Consider the following 17,224-nt stretch of genomic DNA (forward strand, 5'->3'; position numbering starts at 1 on the left):
CCCCAGTCCGAGAAACACCACGCACCCCAAAGGTCCGATCACCCCCGACTGCCTCACCCAGCCCCGCGGCGGGTGTTAGAGCCCGTGCAAGACGTTCCACAGCAGACCCGAGCACTTGGAGACCAGCACCGCGCCGATCCTGACCGGGGCGGCTGAAACTGCCGAGGGTCCCGGGGCACTGTTGGTATGGGTGTCAGGTCCAGGGGCAGGGTGTGGGCCGAGCCCAGGTACTCAATGACCTTGTCCCGGCGTTCTTCCTTGACCGCGATCTGCACGACCGTGGCCCCTGAGGAGGTCTTGACCTTAGCCTAATCGAGGCAGTCTGAAACACAAAACAAGCACTGTCCGAAAAACACCCGGCACTCTAAAGAGCCCCAAAACCGGACACGAATGTTGTGCATCAAGTCATTCATTGACTATGCGACGTCGTCGTACATGCCACGCCAAAGTTCCGCCGAGTACGGCTCCAGCAACACCAAAAAAAATTAGTTGCGCCATTAACTGGGCCTTATCTGTTACTCGGTCAGGAATAGTTACAGATAGCCAACCAAAAAAAATGATAGGGGCAGGAAGGCAGTAGAGTAGCACGCTTTGAAAATTTCTAAATCGATTCGCTGGTGGAACCCAACCACTAACAAAGGCGGCACCTAGAGGAACAATGAGGATCAACAGGAAATAAACAGCCGCACTAAAAATAGATCCCGGAACAAAAAAATTTCCGACAACGCTAACAATGGTGCGTAAGACAATAATAGACAGTGCTCCTAATAACCAAGACACGAGAACCGACATTAAAAGAGACCAGTTTCGCCTCGGCGGCAATAGCCTAATCATTATCGACTCTGATTCCTTTAGAGAACTTGTTGAGGATTTCATCAGAAATTCCTGGGCCCGTCAACCCTAGGACAGCAATGGGTCCACCGTTTGTATTTTGTGCGACGAACGCATAGTCCTTTTCTCCAGCATCGTCAGAAGTGCTGGTAGACGCTCGGTAGTTTAATTGCCACAATTCACCTGGCCCTTCGTTCAATTTTTGGGGCTTGAGCGCCGTACCGCCTCCAAAAATCTCCACCCCTGCTAGAGCTAAAGCCATAGACTTCGCATCAGTAGGTGGATTTTCAAATATATCCCCAGTGCCATGAGACATCACTAGTAGACGACATCTTAGATCATCATCGTAAAATTCAGACTTATCCTGCATTGCATAATCCCACCCTGTAACAGCTGCATCTCCAGGAATGTCTACTTTCTGCCATTCTTTTGGGACATTAAAATTGGCATGACCTATAGACACCCTTTTCCACCCCTTCGGTGTTTTGTGATCCGAAATACATGCTGTAGTCTCTGCGACTGTGGCCCCTAAAACTAACAACTGCATGAGATGCCGACGATTCATTAGAGAATCTACCTACTTTCCGCGAGCTTTCTGATTATTTTGTGCATAGATCCATTACTTTCTGAGAGCGCCGAGCGCCCTTGGCCGGAGCGTCTGATAGATATGTTTGACTGACTATCTTAGAACCTTCCTCTGTGTTACTGAATGTCAAGCCACCTTTGCCAAGAGCGCCAGCCTGCGCGCCAATGGAGAAATCTCCAGAGGATACATCGTAAACCGTCTGTGTGTTAGTGGCTTCTTCGTACATTAACTGTAGCATCGGGTCGCTCGAATTCGGCGAATCTGGGTTTGCAAAACCAGGTGGAATTTGTATCTTTGGGACACCTCCTTTTTTAATGTCTGACGTCGGATCGTAGTGATCTCTAATCCATTGCTCGACAATAGCGCGGTTCTGATCGGTGACGGGAAGCGTTGTTGTCGATACAGTTTTTGTTTTATGTGCATCCGAATCGGAAACGCTTCCGCTAGCGTGCTCGTTTCCATTCACGGGACCATTTGTTTTTGTTGCGTTTTCACCTTCCGTATCAGCTTGCGTGAACGTTATGGATACTAATTTACCATCTTTATCATAGGAACGAGACATAGCACCCTCGAACCCTCCGGATTTGGCTTCTCCAACCACCACAGCATTTGCGCCAGCCTCGTATGATCCCTCATAAGAGACAGTCGTTACACGTTCGCCCTCGTGACCCTTCCTGTTATCGGTTTTTTCGGACCAGGTGTGCCCTCCTTTGGCTTCGAGATACACACCTGCATTAAGATCGCGAGAGCGGTCTTTATCGGAGTGCTTTCCTTTTGGCTTTCCGTTGGTCCGCACTCCAGCCTCTGCGTTACCGTCAGCAGATACCTTGACATCATGACCACTGAAGTCCGGGCTCCGAGGTGGCTCAGCCAATCCGTCCCCAAGTTGTTTATAAGCCTCATAAACTTTATCAACGCCCGGCACGCTCATTACGGCCTGCTGTTTCTTGTACTCCTTGTAATTATTTATAAACTGCTCCATTTCTTCTTTAGAATCAAACTCCCATGAATCTCCAGATTTAACGGTAGCCCCTTCGCCTCCAGATAGATCTACCCCCAACTTCATTTTGCCAACTTTACCTTTTCCGCCAACACCTGCCGTTACACCCAAAGTTCCTTCGCCTACTGCTGTGGCGGTGTATTTCGTTTTCACCTCGCCAGTATCTGGATCTACATACCTTTCTTCCTGGGTGGCCATCGAGAGGGCTCCACCAATTTTAACAAAGACAATTTTTGCGTCAAGCCCTATTGATTCCTTGGTGGACGACACGGTGCATGAATTTGGCTTCTTACTGTCGGACTTAGGTGTCGCGGAATTTGAGCTACCATTTTCTGATGTGCAAACCGATGTGCTTCCACTTCCCCCTATTTTCGAAATAGCACTTTCGATTTTACAAACATAGGTTTGCCCATACGAACTTGTCACGCCTATGGTTGCGACTATTAAGGCAATAACCGCAACTATTATTCCCGCATATTCTACTGAAGTCTGTCCGTGGTCTATGTGTTTCCATGGATGTCTAGCCATCAACATTAAAAAGCTCCTCTTGAGAATCGACCAACCCATTAAATCACTTTGCCTCCCTTCTGCGGTGGAGGCGTTTGCCCTGTCCTTCGCCCTCAATTAGTAGTCGTTGAACAAGATCATTAAATAGGGATTCTATTTCTGGTTCGGATTCAGTTGATCTAAAGGGTGGTGCGTTGATTTGGTCGAGGCTGAGGGAGAGGGTGTTCGATGTGATCGAGGCGATGGGTAAGGTGGTGGTCAGTCTCGTAATCGGAAAGATTTTCGATCAAAAGGGACTGATCAAGCGACTGCTTGTTCGTGATAGTGGTTACTAACGCGCCAGATGCTATCCCGATGCTGGTTACGGTCCCAGCCTCGAACTCGATCGCCGAGCGGGCGGTGAAGCGGGGTGCCCCGAGGCGCTTCCGAGGTATGGTGGCTACCGCCACCACAAGTCCACGACGATTGACATAGACAACGTCGATGTCGTACCTCATACCAAAGGTATGGATCCAGTTGCAGCGCTCGATCCATAGAGCGCCGGCCAGGCGGTCAGTTCCCAGGAGGCCGGTGTTGCGCTCTCTCCGCTTCCGTGCCCTCCATAGTGGGATGTCCGTTACTCGACCGTTGATCACCAGCACTTCGGGTGGCGCACCAGTCGGTGCCCACGTCGGAGTAGTGACTCCTGCCAAGCCGTTCTTGTCTGCGTTGTCGTTCCGCGAGCTCATGCCACTGCGAGCATCCATGACAGCCAACCTCCTAGTGCCAGATAGGGGCCGAATGCGATAAGTGTTTTGCGACCCACAAGATGGCAGATCATCAGCGCAATGGCGACGATTCCGCCGATGAAGAATCCGAGTATGATGCCCATTGCGGTCTCAGCCCCACCGAAGTAGCCGAGCCACAGTCCCAGAACCGCACACAGCTTCGCGTCACCTAGCCCCATGCCGGAGCCGGGGATCAGCACCATCGCTCCTACTAGGGCGCCCGCACACGTCGCGCACAGAGTAATCTGGAGCGCCGTCCGCGCTGCATCGGGGAACGGTGTCCCCATCGCCACGCTGAATGCGAGAAGAGCCAAGGTTGCTGCGCCGGCCCACAGCGATGCGGGGCCAAGAATGCGATTGGGTAGCCGGTGGCACACGGCGTCAACGCTGCATGCCGCTCCCAGAAGCGCCACGATAGGAAGCGCCACAATCGTCTCGCTCCAGGCCTCGCTGAGCGCCCCCCACGCGAGCGTCAGTCCGCACAGAACAGTCGCAAGAACCCCCTGTGAGGCGGGCGTCAGTAGCCACCTGGCGCGGAAGGTGGTTGGCTCGAAGGCCGGGTTTTCGGGGGAGGAGCCTGCACCTGCGGGTGCCTCTTCGTCCACGGGGTCTGTTTCCTGATCCGGCGCGTTCTCCTCGTCGCCTTCGGATGAGGTGGCCACTGCCTCCGCCTCGGCCTGCTCAAGATCGGCCACGTACTGCCGCGCGAAGGCTGAGATCGGGCGGGCCGCAACTGCGACGGCCGTACCACCAATAGTGATGGCGGCCAGTAATGCTGGGACGTTCACCACCACACTCTCGCACGCTAGTCGCATTCCCGGTATGGGGCAGACGCCCCGTCCGTGCCCCGAAGGCCTTCGTCGTGCTGTTCCCTCACGTGTCCAGCACCACGCCTTCACCTTGCTACCCGCCCTGGTGCGGTCCCATCGGAAACGGGTAGCCTGACCGGCGGTGCCCGCTGACGGGACACCGCATCTCCATTCCGTTCCCAGCGACGTTGGCTCCGCTCGACGTCGTGACGCGGGTCTGCCGCGGCGGGAACCGACGGGCCCCTGACTGCGGGGCTCCGGACGTCGCATCGGGTTCCCCCGATTCCTGACGGGCCGGCCCTCTCCGCAGGTGGCGTGTGCCGTCGAGCCACTGGTGGGGGAGCGGTCCGGCACGCAGGCAGCAGCCAGATACAGACACGTCCCCATGGAGAATCAGTAGTGCCTACTATTCAGCAGCTGGTCCGCAAGGGCCGCTCGACGAAGCGCTCCGCGTCCAAGACGCCGGCGCTCAAGGCCAGTCCGCAGCGCCGTGGCGTGTGCACCCGCGTGTACACCACGACCCCCAAGAAGCCGAACTCCGCCCTTCGTAAGGTCGCCCGTGTGCGCCTGTCCACCGGTATCGAGGTCACGGCCTACATCCCCGGTGAGGGCCACAACCTCCAGGAGCACTCCATCGTGCTCGTGCGCGGTGGTCGTGTGAAGGACCTTCCCGGCGTCCGCTACCACATCGTGCGCGGCGCCCTTGACACCCAGGGTGTCAAGGGCCGCCAGCAGGCACGTTCCAAGTACGGCGCCAAGAAGGAGAAGAAGTAATGCCTCGTAAGGGTCCCGCGCCCAAGCGCCCGATCGTCGTCGACCCCGTCTACGGCTCACCGGTCGTCACCCAGCTCGTCAATCGCGTCCTGCTGGACGGCAAGAAGTCCACAGCCGAGCGCATCGTCTACGGCGCCCTCGAGGGCGTCCGCTCCAAGACGGACCAGGACCCGGTCTCGGTCCTCAAGCGCGCGCTGGACAACATTCGCCCCGCCCTCGAGGTCCGCTCCCGCCGCGTCGGCGGCGCCACCTACCAGGTGCCCGTCGAGGTCCGCCCCGGCCGCGCCACCACCCTGGCGCTGCGCTGGCTCGTGGACTTCTCCCGCCAGCGCCGCGAGAACACCATGACTGAGCGTCTCATGAACGAGATCCTCGACGCGTCCAACGGCCTGGGCGCCGCGGTCAAGCGCCGCGAGGACATGCACCGCATGGCCGAGTCCAACAGGGCCTTCGCCCACTACCGCTGGTAACGCCGGTAGCAGCTCCGTACCCCACACGAACGAAGGACACCACAAGTGGCACTTGACGTGCTGACAGACCTCACCAAGGTCCGCAACATCGGCATCATGGCCCACATCGATGCCGGTAAGACCACCGTGACAGAGCGCATTCTGTTCTACACGGGCATCAACTACAAGATCGGCGAGACGCACGACGGCGCCTCGACGATGGACTGGATGGAGCAGGAGAAGGAGCGCGGTATCACCATCACCTCCGCGGCCGTCACCTGCTTCTGGAAGAAGAACCAGATCAACATCATCGATACTCCCGGCCACGTGGACTTCACGGTGGAGGTCGAGCGCTCCCTGCGCGTGCTCGACGGCGCCGTCGCGGTCTTCGACGGCAAGGAGGGCGTGGAGCCGCAGTCCGAGACGGTGTGGCGCCAAGCGGACAAGTACAACGTCCCGCGTATCTGCTACATCAACAAGATGGACAAGCTGGGCGCCGACTTCGACTTCTCCGTCCAGACCATCCGGGACCGCCTCCACGCCACCCCGATCGTCCTCAACTTCCCGATCGGCGCCGAGAACGAGTTCTCCGGCCTCGTCGACGTCCTGGAGATGCGGGCCATCCGCTTCCCCGAGAAGGACGCCAACGGCAAGGACACCCGCGGCTCCGTCGTCGAGTACGAGGAGATCCCCTCCGAGCTCGTCGCCAAGGCCGAGGAGCTGCGCGGTCAGCTGGTCGAGACGGTCGCCGAGGCCGACGACACCCTCATGGAGAAGTACCTCGAGGGCGAGGAGCTCAGCGTTGCCGAGCTCAAGGCCGGCATCCGCAAGCTCACCGTGGCCGGCGAGGCCTTCCCAGTCCTGGCCGGGTCCGCCTTCAAGAACAAGGGCATCCAGCCCGTGCTCGACGCCGTCCTGGACTACCTGCCCTCCCCGCTCGACGTCCCCGACATCGAGGGCCACGCCGTCGGCAACGAGGAGGAGGTGCTCACCCGTCCGGCCGACGAGAAGGCTCCCTTCGCCGCCCTGGCCTCCAAGGTGGCCACCCACCCCTTCTACGGCAAGCTCGTCTACGTGCGCGTCTACTCCGGCAAGGTCTCCCAGGGCGACACGGTCCTCAACGCCACCAAGGGCAAGAAGGAGCGCATCGGGAAGCTCTTCCAGATGCACTCCAACAAGGAGATCCCGGTGGAGGAGGCCCACGCCGGCCACATCTACGCCCTCATCGGCCTCAAGGACGTCACCACCGGTGACACCCTGTGCGCCCAGGACTCCCCGATCATCCTGGAGTCCATGAGCTTCCCGGACCCGGTCATCCACGTGGCTATCGAGCCCAAGACCAAGGGTGACCAGGAGAAGCTGAGTGTGGCCATCCAGAAGCTCTCCGAGGAGGACCCCACCTTCACCGTCTCCCTCGATGAGGAGACCGGCCAGACCGTTATCGGCGGTATGGGCGAGCTCCACCTGGACGTGTTCGTGGACCGCATGCGCCGCGAGTTCAAGGTCGAGGCCAACGTGGGTGCCCCACAGGTCGCCTACCGCGAGACCATCCGCAAGAAGGTGGACAAGGTCGAGTACACCCACAAGAAGCAGACGGGTGGCTCCGGCCAGTTCGCCAAGGTGCAGATGAGCTTCGAGCCCCTCGTGGCCGATGAGGTCGCCGAGGCCGCCGACGGCGAGAAGGCGCACTACGAGTTCGCCAACGCCGTCACCGGTGGTCGTGTGCCCCGCGAGTACATTCCCAGCGTGGACGCCGGGGTCCAGGACGCCATGCTCACCGGTGTTCTGGCCGGCTACCCGATGGTGGACATCAAGGCCACCCTCGTCGACGGCGCCTACCACGAGGTCGACTCCTCCGAGATGGCCTTCAAGATCGCCGGCTCCATGGCGTTCAAGGAGGGTGCCAAGAAGGCCTCGCCGGTCCTCCTCGAGCCCGTCATGGCCGTCGAGGTCCGTACTCCCGAGGAGTACATGGGCGACGTCATCGGTGACCTCAACTCCCGTCGCGGCATGATCGCCTCGATGGAGGACGCCGTCGGCGTCAAGGTCATCCGTGCCAACGTCCCCCTGTCCGAGATGTTCGGCTACGTCGGCGACCTGCGCTCCAAGACGCAGGGACGTGCCGTCTACTCCATGACCTTCGACTCCTACGCCGAGGTTCCCAAGAACGTCGCCGACGAGATCATCGCCAAGGTCAAGGGCGCCTGACGCCCGCACACCGGGGGCCTGCACCGGCTGCACTCAACCGTGACGCAACCGCGCCAGGCCCCCGGCCCGACGGCGCCCCGTGCGCCGACCGGGTCCCAGTTCAGTAAGATTTCCAACATCCACCAGTAGAGACTCTCGACGCCCGGACAGCTAGCATGTGTGCTAGTCGAATCCCGACGAAGAGAACTACCCGAGTCCCAGGAGGACACCAGTGGCCAAGGCCAAGTTCGAGCGGACCAAGCCGCACGTCAACATCGGAACGATCGGTCACGTCGACCACGGCAAGACGACGCTGACCGCTGCGATCTCCAAGGTTCTGCACGATGAGTACCCCGAGCTGAACCCCTTCACCCCCTTCGACGAGATCGACAAGGCTCCCGAGGAGCGTCAGCGCGGCATCACCATCAACATCGCGCACGTCGAGTACGAGACCGACAAGCGCCACTACGCGCACGTCGACGCCCCCGGTCACGCCGACTACATCAAGAACATGATCACCGGTGCCGCCCAGATGGACGGCGCGATCCTCGTGGTCGCCGCCACCGACGGCCCGATGGCCCAGACCCGCGAGCACGTCCTGCTCGCCCGCCAGGTGGGCGTCCCCGCCCTCCTCGTGGCCCTCAACAAGTCCGACATGGTGGACGACGAGGAGCTGCTCGACCTGGTCGAGATGGAGGTGCGCGAGCTGCTCTCCTCCCAGGACTACGACGGCGACGAGGCTCCCGTCATCCGCGTCTCCGCTCTCAAGGCCCTTGAGGGCGACGCCGAGTGGGCCGGCAAGATCAAGGAGCTCATGGACGCGGTGGATGACTACATCCCCACCCCCGAGCGCGACATGGACAAGCCCTTCCTCATGCCCATCGAGGACGTCTTCACCATCACCGGTCGCGGCACCGTCGTCACCGGTCGTGTGGAGCGCGGCAAGCTCCCGATCAACTCCGAGGTCGAGATCCTGGGTATCCGCGAGGCCCAGAAGACCACGGTCACCGGTATCGAGATGTTCCACAAGCAGATGGACGAGGCCTGGGCCGGCGAGAACTGTGGTCTGCTCCTGCGCGGGACCCGTCGCGAGGACGTCGAGCGCGGCCAGGTCATCTGCAAGCCCGGCTCCATCACCCCGCACACCGAGTTCGAGGGCCACGTCTACATCCTCACCAAGGACGAGGGCGGTCGCCACAACCCCTTCTACTCGAACTACCGTCCGCAGTTCTACTTCCGCACCACGGACGTCACCGGTGTCATCACCCTCCCTGAGGGCACCGAGATGGTCATGCCCGGTGACACCACCGAGATGAGCGTCCAGCTCATCCAGCCCATCGCCATGGAGGAGGGCCTCGGCTTCGCCATCCGTGAGGGTGGCCGCACCGTCGGCTCCGGCCGCGTCACCAAGGTCATCAAGTGACCCTCTGACGCTCCGCGCCTCCGCGTAGCACCAGACCTCCCCGGTCAGAACGCCTGTTCTGACCGGGGAGGTCTCTGTGTGCCGTGCAGGTATTCCCAGTCCTTACCGATAACGTGAATATTCGCGGTAACGACATCAACAACGCGAGATCGTGACAGAGGCGTAACAAAAGGTATCGCAAAGCAGTAACAGACGATTTCAGATCCATTACCGGCCCGGTTTTTCTTGGTTTCCTGGACTAGTTTATCGGCAGTGCCCACGTGTGGACGCTAACGCTCTTGAGTGGGCGGTTCCAACGTTGTTCCGTTGGTGCCGTTGGGCAAGACGGAGACGTTCGCCGGAGAACACGCTCCCTATTAATACCCCTGCCACGCGTCTGCCCTCCCCGGCGGCGCACAGTGAAAGGAAATCCCAACCCATGAAGCACAATGCCAGTACGCTGGGGCGCCGGGCTGCGGCCGCAGCCGGTGTCCTCACCCTGGCTGTTCTCGGCCTGGCCCCCATGGCTCAGGCCGAGGATGCCAAGTACGGAAACATCAAGGAGGAGGCTCTAGGCTCCTTGACGATCCATAAGCACCTCACTGGAGACGGCGCCCCCGTCGGTACTCCCGACGGCACCGCTTCGAACGGGGGTGGCAAGGGTGCCCCCGTACCGGGCGTCGTCTTCACCGCCTACCCGATCACGGGGATCAATCTCAAGGATCCTGCGGACTGGAACAAGGTCAGTGCCCTGTCCGCTCCGGGTGCCGTCCCGGACAGCGCCTGCGCCGACCCGGCCAGTCCCACGCTGGACGGCTACACCTTCGAGGCGGGGATGACGTCGCCGGACACGGATGCCTCCGGTGCGGCAACCATTAGCGGCATGCCGGTCAAGGCCTACCTCGTGTGCGAGACCAAGGCCCCCGGCAACATCGTTCAGAAGGCCAAGCCCTTCGTGGTGACGATTCCTCACCCGAATACCGCTGCTGAGGATGCGGACGGCAAGTGGCTCTACGACGTCCACGTCTATCCCAAGAACGAGAAGATCGAGGTCTCCAAGACCATCGAGAATCAGAAGGCCAACGGCTACTCCGTCGGCGCCAAGGTCCGCTTCCCGGTCACCTCAACCCTGCCGAAGCTGGACGACACCTCCTACTACAAGTACTTCCAGCTCAAGGACACCCTGGACGCGCGCCTCACGGGGCCGACGGCTACGGACATCACCCTGGACGGGTCCCCGCTCGACGCCGCTGATTACAACGTTGCGACGACCGGTCAGACTGTGACCGTGACCTTCACCAAGGCCGGCCTCGCCAAGCTCAAGGCCGCCCCGGGCAAGAACGTCCAGGCGATCTTCGAAGGAACTGTCTCCGAAGCCGGCGATGGTGCTATCTCCAACACCGCCCAGCTCATCTCCGATACCACCTACGTCACCACGCCTCCGGACCCGAGTGAGCCCCCGGCTGACCCCGGGAACCCGCCGACGACCGACACGGTGACCAGCAACTGGGGCAACCTGGTGATCGCGAAGGTGGATACGAATGACAAGGCTCAGAGTAAGGCTGGTCTGAAGGGTGCTGAGTTCCAGCTGTTCAAGGCCAAGGACGCGTATGCGGGCACCTGCTCCAAGGAGAAGGAGGGGGACGCGATCTCCGTGGGTGGTCAGACGACGTTGACCACGGGTGATGACGGCACCATCAACGTTCAGGGGCTGTTCGTCTCCGACTCCGTTGACGGGGCGGGGCGTGACAACAAGGTGAACGCCACTGAGCGCTGCTACGTGCTGGTGGAGACCAAGGCGCCTGCCGGGTTCGTGCTGCCTTCCGGTGATGATGCTGTGACCGCTGTGAAGGTCAAGGTCGGTGCCGATGCTACGGACAACGTCACCATCGAGAACACCAAGCAGGCGGTTCCGGGTCTGCCTCTGACCGGTGCCAACGGCATGCTCATCCTGACCGCCTCTGGTGCGGCTCTGCTGATGATCGCCGTCGGCTCTGTCCTGGTGGCCCGCTACCGCGAGCGCAAGCAGACCACGAACCTCACCGCCTGATGTCGTCCTCCGCCGGCTGAGACTTGTGGGCCTCAGCCGGCGGCCACCGCCGAGCAGCTCAGGTCTCACCCATGAGGCCGCGGCCTGACTGGCCATGGTGCAGGCGCTCGACGTCCCTCAATCCGTCGAGCGCCTGCATCTTCATATGCGAACTTGCACCATCTCCATCCCAGACACCGACCCTGGAAGCGCACGAGTCCCATGATCTCCCGCATCGCACGCAAACCCCGCATCGCCCGGACTCCGCGCACACGCGCCTCGAGCATCCAGAAGCACCGCCGTCCCCGTGCTTGGCGCCTGTCGATCTCCGCCCTGGTCACCTCCATCATGGCGGTCACAGGCATGGGGCTCCTGGCCTATCCGACCGCTGCCTCCTGGGTCTCCCAGTACAACCAGTCGAAGGTGACTGCCGACTACTCCGCCCAGGTCGACGAGGCCCGTCCCGACGCCAAGACCCAGATCGCCCAGGCGCACGCGTACAACGACGCGCTCTCGGCCGGTGCGGTCCTGGAGGCCAACAACCACGTGCCCACCGGCGCCGGCTCGAGCTCTGACGACTCCCTGAGCTACGCCTCGATCCTCAAGGCCAATGACGAGGGTCTCATGGCCCGCCTCAAGATCCCCTCCATCTCCCTTGACCTGCCCGTCTACCACGGCACGGCGGACGACACCCTGCTCAAGGGCCTGGGGCACCTGGAGGGGACCTCGCTGCCGGTCGGGGGAGAGGGGACCCGCTCGGTCATCACCGGGCACCGCGGCCTGGCCGAGGCCACCATGTTCACCCACCTGGACAAGGTCAAGGACGGTGACAGTCTCATCATCGAGGTCTTCGGGGAGGTCCTCACCTACCGGGTCACCAGCACGAAGGTCGTCGAGCCCGAGGAGACTGAGGCCCTGCGCACCGAGGCGGGCAAGGATCTGCTCACTCTGGTGACCTGCACACCCCTGGGCATCAACACTCACCGCATCCTGCTGACCGGTGAGCGTATCTACCCGACTCCGGCCAAAGACGTCGCAGCGGCCGGCAAGCGGCCCGAGGTTCCCGCCTTCCCGTGGTGGGCCGTCGCGTTGGTAGCAGGGCTCGTCGTCGTTGGCCTGTACCTGTGGCGCTCGGGCTATGCAGCGGCCCGGGCCAAGGAGCGTGCGCTGGCCAGGACACGTGACAAGGAGCGGGAGCCGCGTCCCCAGACCTGGGCGGAGCAGATGCAGATCTGGATGGATGACGACGCCGGCGTCGAGCCCCGGCGCTGGTTCACCGACCTGCCGGTTCCACCGCAGATCTCCGAGGCGGAGAACCGGGAGCTTCTGGAGGAGATCGCGTCGCTGTCGGAGCCGTCTGGACCATCAGATGTTCAAGAGCTCATCGACACGGCGGAGATCCCGGCGGTGAGCGCGACACGCCCGAGCGCGGGTGCCAGTGGGCGGACTCACAGCATCTAGGCCCGGTCTCGGGTTCCGCTGCCCGTGCGAGCCCTGATAGCGTAATCCGGCCGGCCAAGGGCACGCTCTTGCATGCTCCTGGCTGTGCCACCCCGGGGTCACCCTGGGACCCATTCTGACGGACCCGTTCCTCCCGAACGGGTTTCCGTGTGTCCAGACCGGTTCACCGCCTCCCACCAGGGGAGCGGCGTGCGCCCTCAAGCGACACGCCCGAGCGCGTGGACCGGCCAGAAGCAAGTACAAGAGAGGTTAGGCGCCATGGCGGGACAGAAGATCCGCATCCGGCTCAAGTCCTACGACCACGAGGTCATCGACTCCTCGGCGCGCAAGATCGTCGACGTCGTGACCCGCGCAGGCGCGACGGTCGTGGGCCCGGTGCCGCTGCCGACCGAGAAGAACGTGTTCTGCGTGATCCGGTCGCCGCACAAGTACAAGGACAGCCGCGAGCACTTCGAGATGCGCACGCACAAGCGGCTGATCGACATCGTCGACCCGACGCCCAAGGCCGTCGACTCGCTCATGCGTCTCGACCTGCCCGCTGACGTCAACATCGAGATCAAGCTCTGAGGACTGCCATGACAACGCTTAACACGCCGGCTGCCGCCGCGCCTGCCAAGGCGCTGCTCGGCACCAAGCTCGGCATGACGCAGATCTGGGACGAGAACGGGGTCCTGCGCCCCGTGACCGTCGTCCGGGTCGACACCAACGTCGTGACCCAGGTCCGCACCATCGAGACCGATGGCTACGAGGCCGTTCAGCTCGCCTTCGGCGACATCAACGCCCGCAAGGTCACCAAGCCGCTCGCCGGTCACTTCGCCAAGGCCGGGGTCGAGCCCCGCCGCCATGTGGCCGAGGTTCGCACCTCCCTGGCCTCGGAGTTCACCCCCGGCCAGGAGCTGGCCGCCGACACCTTCGAGGTCGGCCAGCTGGTCGACGTCACCGGAACCTCCAAGGGCAAGGGGTTCGCCGGTGTCATGAAGCGCCACGGCTTCGCCGGTGTGGGCGCCTCCCACGGTGCTCACCGCAACCACCGCAAGCCCGGCTCCATCGGTGCCTGCGCCACCCCCGGCCGCATCTTCAAGGGCCTGCGCATGGCCGGCCGCATGGGGCACGCGCGCCGCACCGTCCAGAACCTCAAGATCCGCGGCGTCGACGTTGACAAGGGCGTTCTGCTCGTCAACGGCGCGATCCCCGGCCCCAAGGGCTCGGTCGTCGTCGTCCGCACCGCCGTGAAGGGAGCCTGAGACCATGACTGAGGCACTCACCGTCGACGTCGTCGACTCCGCGGGCAAGAAGACCGGCAGCGTCGAGCTGCCTGCCGAGGTCTTTGACGCCCCCCTGAACATTCCGCTCATGCACCAGGTGGTCGTCGGCCAGCTGGCTGCGGCCCGCCAGGGCACCCACGCCACCAAGACCCGCGGCGACGTCCGCGGCGGTGGCCGCAAGCCCTACCGTCAGAAGGGCACCGGCCGCGCCCGCCAGGGCTCGACCCGCGCCCCGCAGTTCGTCGGCGGTGGCACCGTCCACGGCCCCCAGCCGCGCGACTACACCCAGCGGACCCCCAAGAAGATGAAGGCCGCCGCCCTGCGCAGCGCCCTGTCCGACCGCGCCCGCAACGGCCGCGTCCACGTCATCACCGAGTTCGTCACCACCACGGTGCCCTCCACCAAGAACGCCTTGGTCGCGCTGCGCAACCTCACCGACCGCAAGGCCCTGGTGATCGTGGACCGTCAGGACGACCTGTCCAGGCTCAGCCTGCGCAACGCCCCTGAGGCGCACGTCCTGTGGGCCGACCAGCTCAACACCTACGACGTCCTCAAGTCCGACGACGTCGTCTTCACGGCCTCTGGCCTGGACGCGTTCCTGGGCAAGGGTGAGGAGGAGTCCAAGTGAGCCTCGAGAAGTCCAAGAACCCCCGCGACGTCATCATCGCGCCGGTGGTCTCCGAGAAGTCCTACGCCTGCATGGACCGTGGCCAGTACACGTTCATCGTGGCTCCGGGATCCAACAAGACCGAGATCAAGCAGGCCGTCGAGGCCATCTTCGACGTCAAGGTCTCCTCGGTGAACACCATCAACCGCAAGGGCAAGACGCACCGCACCCGCACCGGGATCGGCAAGTCCAAGGACACCCGCCGTGCGATCGTCACCCTGCGCGAGGGGACCATCGACATCTTCGGTGATGTGGCCTAGTGCGCCACGGAAGGTAAAGGACCGATATGGGAATCCGTAAGTACAAGCCCACGACCCCGGGTCGTCGCGGCTCCTCCGTGGCCGACTTCGTGGAGATCACGCGCAGCACGCCCGAGAAGTCGCTGGTGCGCCCGCTGAGCAAGTCCGGTGGACGCAACTCCTCCGGTCGTATCACCACCCGTCACAAGGGTGGCGGCCACAAGCGCGCCTACCGTCTCATCGACTTCCGTCGCCACGACAAGGACGGCGTGCCCGCCAAGGTCGCTCACATCGAGTACGACCCCAACCGCACCGCGCGTATCGCCCTGCTGCACTACGTCGACGGCGAGAAGCGCTACATCATCGCCCCGAACAAGCTCCGTCAGGGCGACGTCGTCGAGGCCGGCCCCAGTGCCGACATCAAGCCCGGCAACAACCTGCAGCTGCGTCACATCCCCACCGGTACGGTCGTCCACGCGGTCGAGCTGCGTCCCGGTGGCGGAGCCAAGATCGCCCGCAGCGCCGGTACCTCCGTCCAGCTGGTGGCCAAGGAGGGCAAGTACGCGCAGCTGCGCATGCCCTCCGGGGAGATCCGCAACGTGGAGGCCGCCTGCCGCGCCACCATCGGCGAGGTCGGCAATGCCGAGCAGTCCAACATCAACTGGGGCAAGGCCGGTCGCATGCGCTGGAAGGGCGCGCGCCCGACTGTCCGCGGTGTCGTCATGAACCCGGTGGACCACCCGCACGGTGGTGGTGAGGGCAAGACCTCCGGTGGTCGTCACCCCGTCTCGCCGTGGGGCAAGCCCGAGGGCCGCACCCGCCGTCCCAACAAGTCCAGCGACCGCCTCATCGTGCGTCGTCGTCGGACCGGCAAGAAGCGCTGATAGGAGCCTGAGTCATGCCGCGTAGTCTGAAGAAGGGTCCCTTCGTCGACGACCACCTCATCAAGAAGGTGGACGCTCAGAACGAGAAGGGCACCAAGAACGTCATTAAGACCTGGTCCCGCCGTTCGGTCATCACGCCGGACTTCCTGGGGCACACCTTCGCCGTCCACGACGGTCGCAAGCATGTGCCGGTCTTCGTTACCGAGTCCATGGTGGGCCACAAGCTCGGTGAGTTCGCTCCGACCCGCACCTTCCGCGGGCACGTCAAGGACGACCGCAAGTCGCGTCGCTGACGGACGTCGGAAAGTTTGAGAGGCAGAGAACATGGAAGCCAAGGCGCAGGCCAAGTACGTGCGCTGCACGCCGATGAAGGCGCGCCGGGTCGTGGACGTCGTCCGCGGCAAGCGCGCTGTTGAGGCCGTCAACGTGCTCCGATTCGCTCCGCAGGCCGCTGCGGTGCCGGTGCGCAAGGTCCTCGAGTCCGCAATCGCCAACGCCCGGTTCAAGGCTGAGCGTGACGGTGAGCGTTTCGACGAGAACGATCTGTTCATCATTGAGGTGTTCGCCGACGAGGGTCCCACCCTGAAGCGGTTCCGTCCCCGTGCGCAGGGCCGGGCCAGCAGGATCCTCAAGCGGACCAGCCACATCACCGTCATCGTCGGGGACAAGTCCGACGCCGCAACGAAGGAAGGAGCCCGGTAATGGGGCAGAAGGTCAACCCGACCGGGTTCCGCCTGGGCATCACCACGGACCACCGCTCGCGCTGGTTCGCCGACTCCACCAAGCCCGGTCAGCGCTACCGCGACTTCGTGGAGGAGGATGTCAAGATCCGCCGTCTCATGGAGGACGGCATGGAGCGGGCCGGTATCTCCAAGGTCGACATCGAGCGCACCCGTGACCGCGTGCGCGTCGACCTGCACACCGCCCGTCCCGGTATCGTTATCGGTCGCCGTGGCGCCGAGGCCGAGCGGCTGCGCGGTCAGCTCGAGAAGCTGACCGGCAAGCAGGTCCAGCTCAACATCCTCGAGGTCAAGAGCCCTGACCTGGACGCCCAGCTGGTGGCTCAGGGCATCGCCGAGCAGCTCGCCTCCCGTGTGTCCTTCCGCCGCGCGATGCGCAAGGGCATGCAGTCCGCGATGCGCGCCGGTGCCAAGGGCATCCGGGTCCAGTGCTCCGGCCGCCTGGGCGGCGCCGAGATGAGCCGCAGCGAGTTCTACCGCGAGGGGCGCGTGCCGCTGCACACCCTGCGTGCGAACATCGACTACGGCTTCTACGAGGCCAAGACCACCTTTGGCCGCCTCGGCGTCAAGGTGTGGATCTACAAGGGTGACATCACCGAGCGCGAGTTCGCCCGCCAGCAGGCCGAG

General features: G+C 62.7%; 19 protein-coding genes. 14 read left to right on the top strand and 5 right to left on the bottom strand.

Going from position 1 to position 17,224, the window contains the following annotated elements:
- Positions 1-405 precede the first annotated feature (405 nt).
- The 5 genes from HMPREF9056_RS14075 to HMPREF9056_RS05340 all read right to left on the bottom strand — a co-directional run bounded on the left by HMPREF9056_RS14075 (position 406) and on the right by HMPREF9056_RS05340 (position 4,485).
- Complete coding sequence (locus HMPREF9056_RS14075) at positions 406-792, bottom strand: hypothetical protein (protein WP_216593601.1); 387 nt, start codon at positions 790-792, stop codon at positions 406-408.
- 34 nt (positions 793-826) lie between these two features.
- Positions 827-1,378: a hypothetical protein gene (locus HMPREF9056_RS14080; protein WP_157185021.1), complete on the bottom strand. Its 552-nt coding sequence runs from the start codon at positions 1,376-1,378 to the stop codon at positions 827-829.
- Between the two features lie 52 nt (positions 1,379-1,430).
- Complete coding sequence (locus tag HMPREF9056_RS14085) at positions 1,431-2,984, bottom strand: Flp family type IVb pilin (protein WP_157185022.1); 1,554 nt, start codon at positions 2,982-2,984, stop codon at positions 1,431-1,433.
- 119 nt (positions 2,985-3,103) lie between these two features.
- On the bottom strand, positions 3,104-3,670 hold the full coding sequence (locus tag HMPREF9056_RS13590; protein WP_367379062.1) for a DUF192 domain-containing protein: 567 nt from the start codon (positions 3,668-3,670) through the stop codon (positions 3,104-3,106).
- Entirely contained in the window at positions 3,649-4,485 is an 837-nt protein-coding gene (locus tag HMPREF9056_RS05340) for an A24 family peptidase (RefSeq protein ID WP_050793006.1), read from the bottom strand. Before HMPREF9056_RS05340 ends, HMPREF9056_RS13590 begins: the two co-directional genes overlap by 22 nt.
- Positions 4,486-4,899: 414 nt before the next feature.
- Between HMPREF9056_RS05340 and rpsL the strand changes: the two genes are divergently transcribed.
- The 14 genes from rpsL to rpsC form a co-directional block, all read left to right on the top strand.
- Positions 4,900-5,274, top strand: coding sequence for a 30S ribosomal protein S12 (gene rpsL / locus HMPREF9056_RS05345; RefSeq protein WP_003786082.1), 375 nt, complete (start codon positions 4,900-4,902; stop codon positions 5,272-5,274).
- Entirely contained in the window at positions 5,274-5,744 is a 471-nt protein-coding gene (rpsG, locus tag HMPREF9056_RS05350) for a 30S ribosomal protein S7 (protein ID WP_009403553.1), read from the top strand. The genes rpsL and rpsG overlap by 1 nt, the downstream gene beginning before the upstream one ends.
- A gap of 45 nt (positions 5,745-5,789) precedes the next feature.
- Positions 5,790-7,931: an elongation factor G gene (gene fusA, locus HMPREF9056_RS05355; RefSeq protein WP_009403554.1), complete on the top strand. Its 2,142-nt coding sequence runs from the start codon at positions 5,790-5,792 to the stop codon at positions 7,929-7,931.
- A 211-nt stretch (positions 7,932-8,142) separates the two neighbouring features.
- Entirely contained in the window at positions 8,143-9,333 is a 1,191-nt protein-coding gene (tuf, locus tag HMPREF9056_RS05360; RefSeq protein WP_009403557.1) for an elongation factor Tu, read from the top strand.
- Positions 9,334-9,751: 418 nt separating this feature from the next.
- Positions 9,752-11,362, top strand: coding sequence for a SpaH/EbpB family LPXTG-anchored major pilin (locus HMPREF9056_RS05365; RefSeq protein WP_009403559.1), 1,611 nt, complete (start codon positions 9,752-9,754; stop codon positions 11,360-11,362).
- Between the two features lie 201 nt (positions 11,363-11,563).
- Positions 11,564-12,802 (top strand): class C sortase, encoded by a 1,239-nt coding sequence (locus tag HMPREF9056_RS05370; protein WP_009403561.1) that lies wholly within the window; start codon positions 11,564-11,566, stop codon positions 12,800-12,802.
- A 258-nt stretch (positions 12,803-13,060) separates the two neighbouring features.
- Positions 13,061-13,369, top strand: a complete 309-nt coding sequence (gene rpsJ / locus HMPREF9056_RS05375; RefSeq protein ID WP_003786051.1) for a 30S ribosomal protein S10 — start codon at positions 13,061-13,063, stop codon at positions 13,367-13,369.
- A gap of 8 nt (positions 13,370-13,377) precedes the next feature.
- Positions 13,378-14,046: a 50S ribosomal protein L3 gene (gene rplC, locus HMPREF9056_RS05380; RefSeq protein WP_009403565.1), complete on the top strand. Its 669-nt coding sequence runs from the start codon at positions 13,378-13,380 to the stop codon at positions 14,044-14,046.
- 4 nt (positions 14,047-14,050) lie between these two features.
- Positions 14,051-14,695, top strand: a complete 645-nt coding sequence (gene rplD / locus HMPREF9056_RS05385) for a 50S ribosomal protein L4 (RefSeq protein WP_009403568.1) — start codon at positions 14,051-14,053, stop codon at positions 14,693-14,695.
- Positions 14,692-14,994 carry a 50S ribosomal protein L23 gene (gene rplW, locus HMPREF9056_RS05390; protein ID WP_003786064.1) on the top strand — a complete coding sequence of 101 codons (303 nt, stop codon included), beginning with the start codon at positions 14,692-14,694 and terminating at the stop codon, positions 14,992-14,994. The genes rplD and rplW overlap by 4 nt, the downstream gene beginning before the upstream one ends.
- A gap of 26 nt (positions 14,995-15,020) precedes the next feature.
- Positions 15,021-15,857 (top strand): 50S ribosomal protein L2, encoded by an 837-nt coding sequence (rplB, locus tag HMPREF9056_RS05395; RefSeq protein WP_009403574.1) that lies wholly within the window; start codon positions 15,021-15,023, stop codon positions 15,855-15,857.
- A 14-nt stretch (positions 15,858-15,871) separates the two neighbouring features.
- Positions 15,872-16,150: a 30S ribosomal protein S19 gene (rpsS, locus tag HMPREF9056_RS05400; protein ID WP_009397490.1), complete on the top strand. Its 279-nt coding sequence runs from the start codon at positions 15,872-15,874 to the stop codon at positions 16,148-16,150.
- A 31-nt stretch (positions 16,151-16,181) separates the two neighbouring features.
- The gene (rplV, locus tag HMPREF9056_RS05405) at positions 16,182-16,559 is read left to right on the top strand and encodes a 50S ribosomal protein L22 (RefSeq protein WP_009403575.1); all 378 of its coding nucleotides are present in this window, start codon (positions 16,182-16,184) and stop codon (positions 16,557-16,559) included.
- A partial coding sequence (gene rpsC / locus HMPREF9056_RS05410; protein ID WP_009403576.1) for a 30S ribosomal protein S3 occupies positions 16,559-17,224 on the top strand: 666 nt, incomplete at its 3' end. The genes rplV and rpsC, both read left to right, overlap by 1 nt.

The organism is Actinomyces sp. oral taxon 170 str. F0386, assembly GCF_000195595.1.
Classification (GTDB): domain Bacteria; phylum Actinomycetota; class Actinomycetes; order Actinomycetales; family Actinomycetaceae; genus Actinomyces.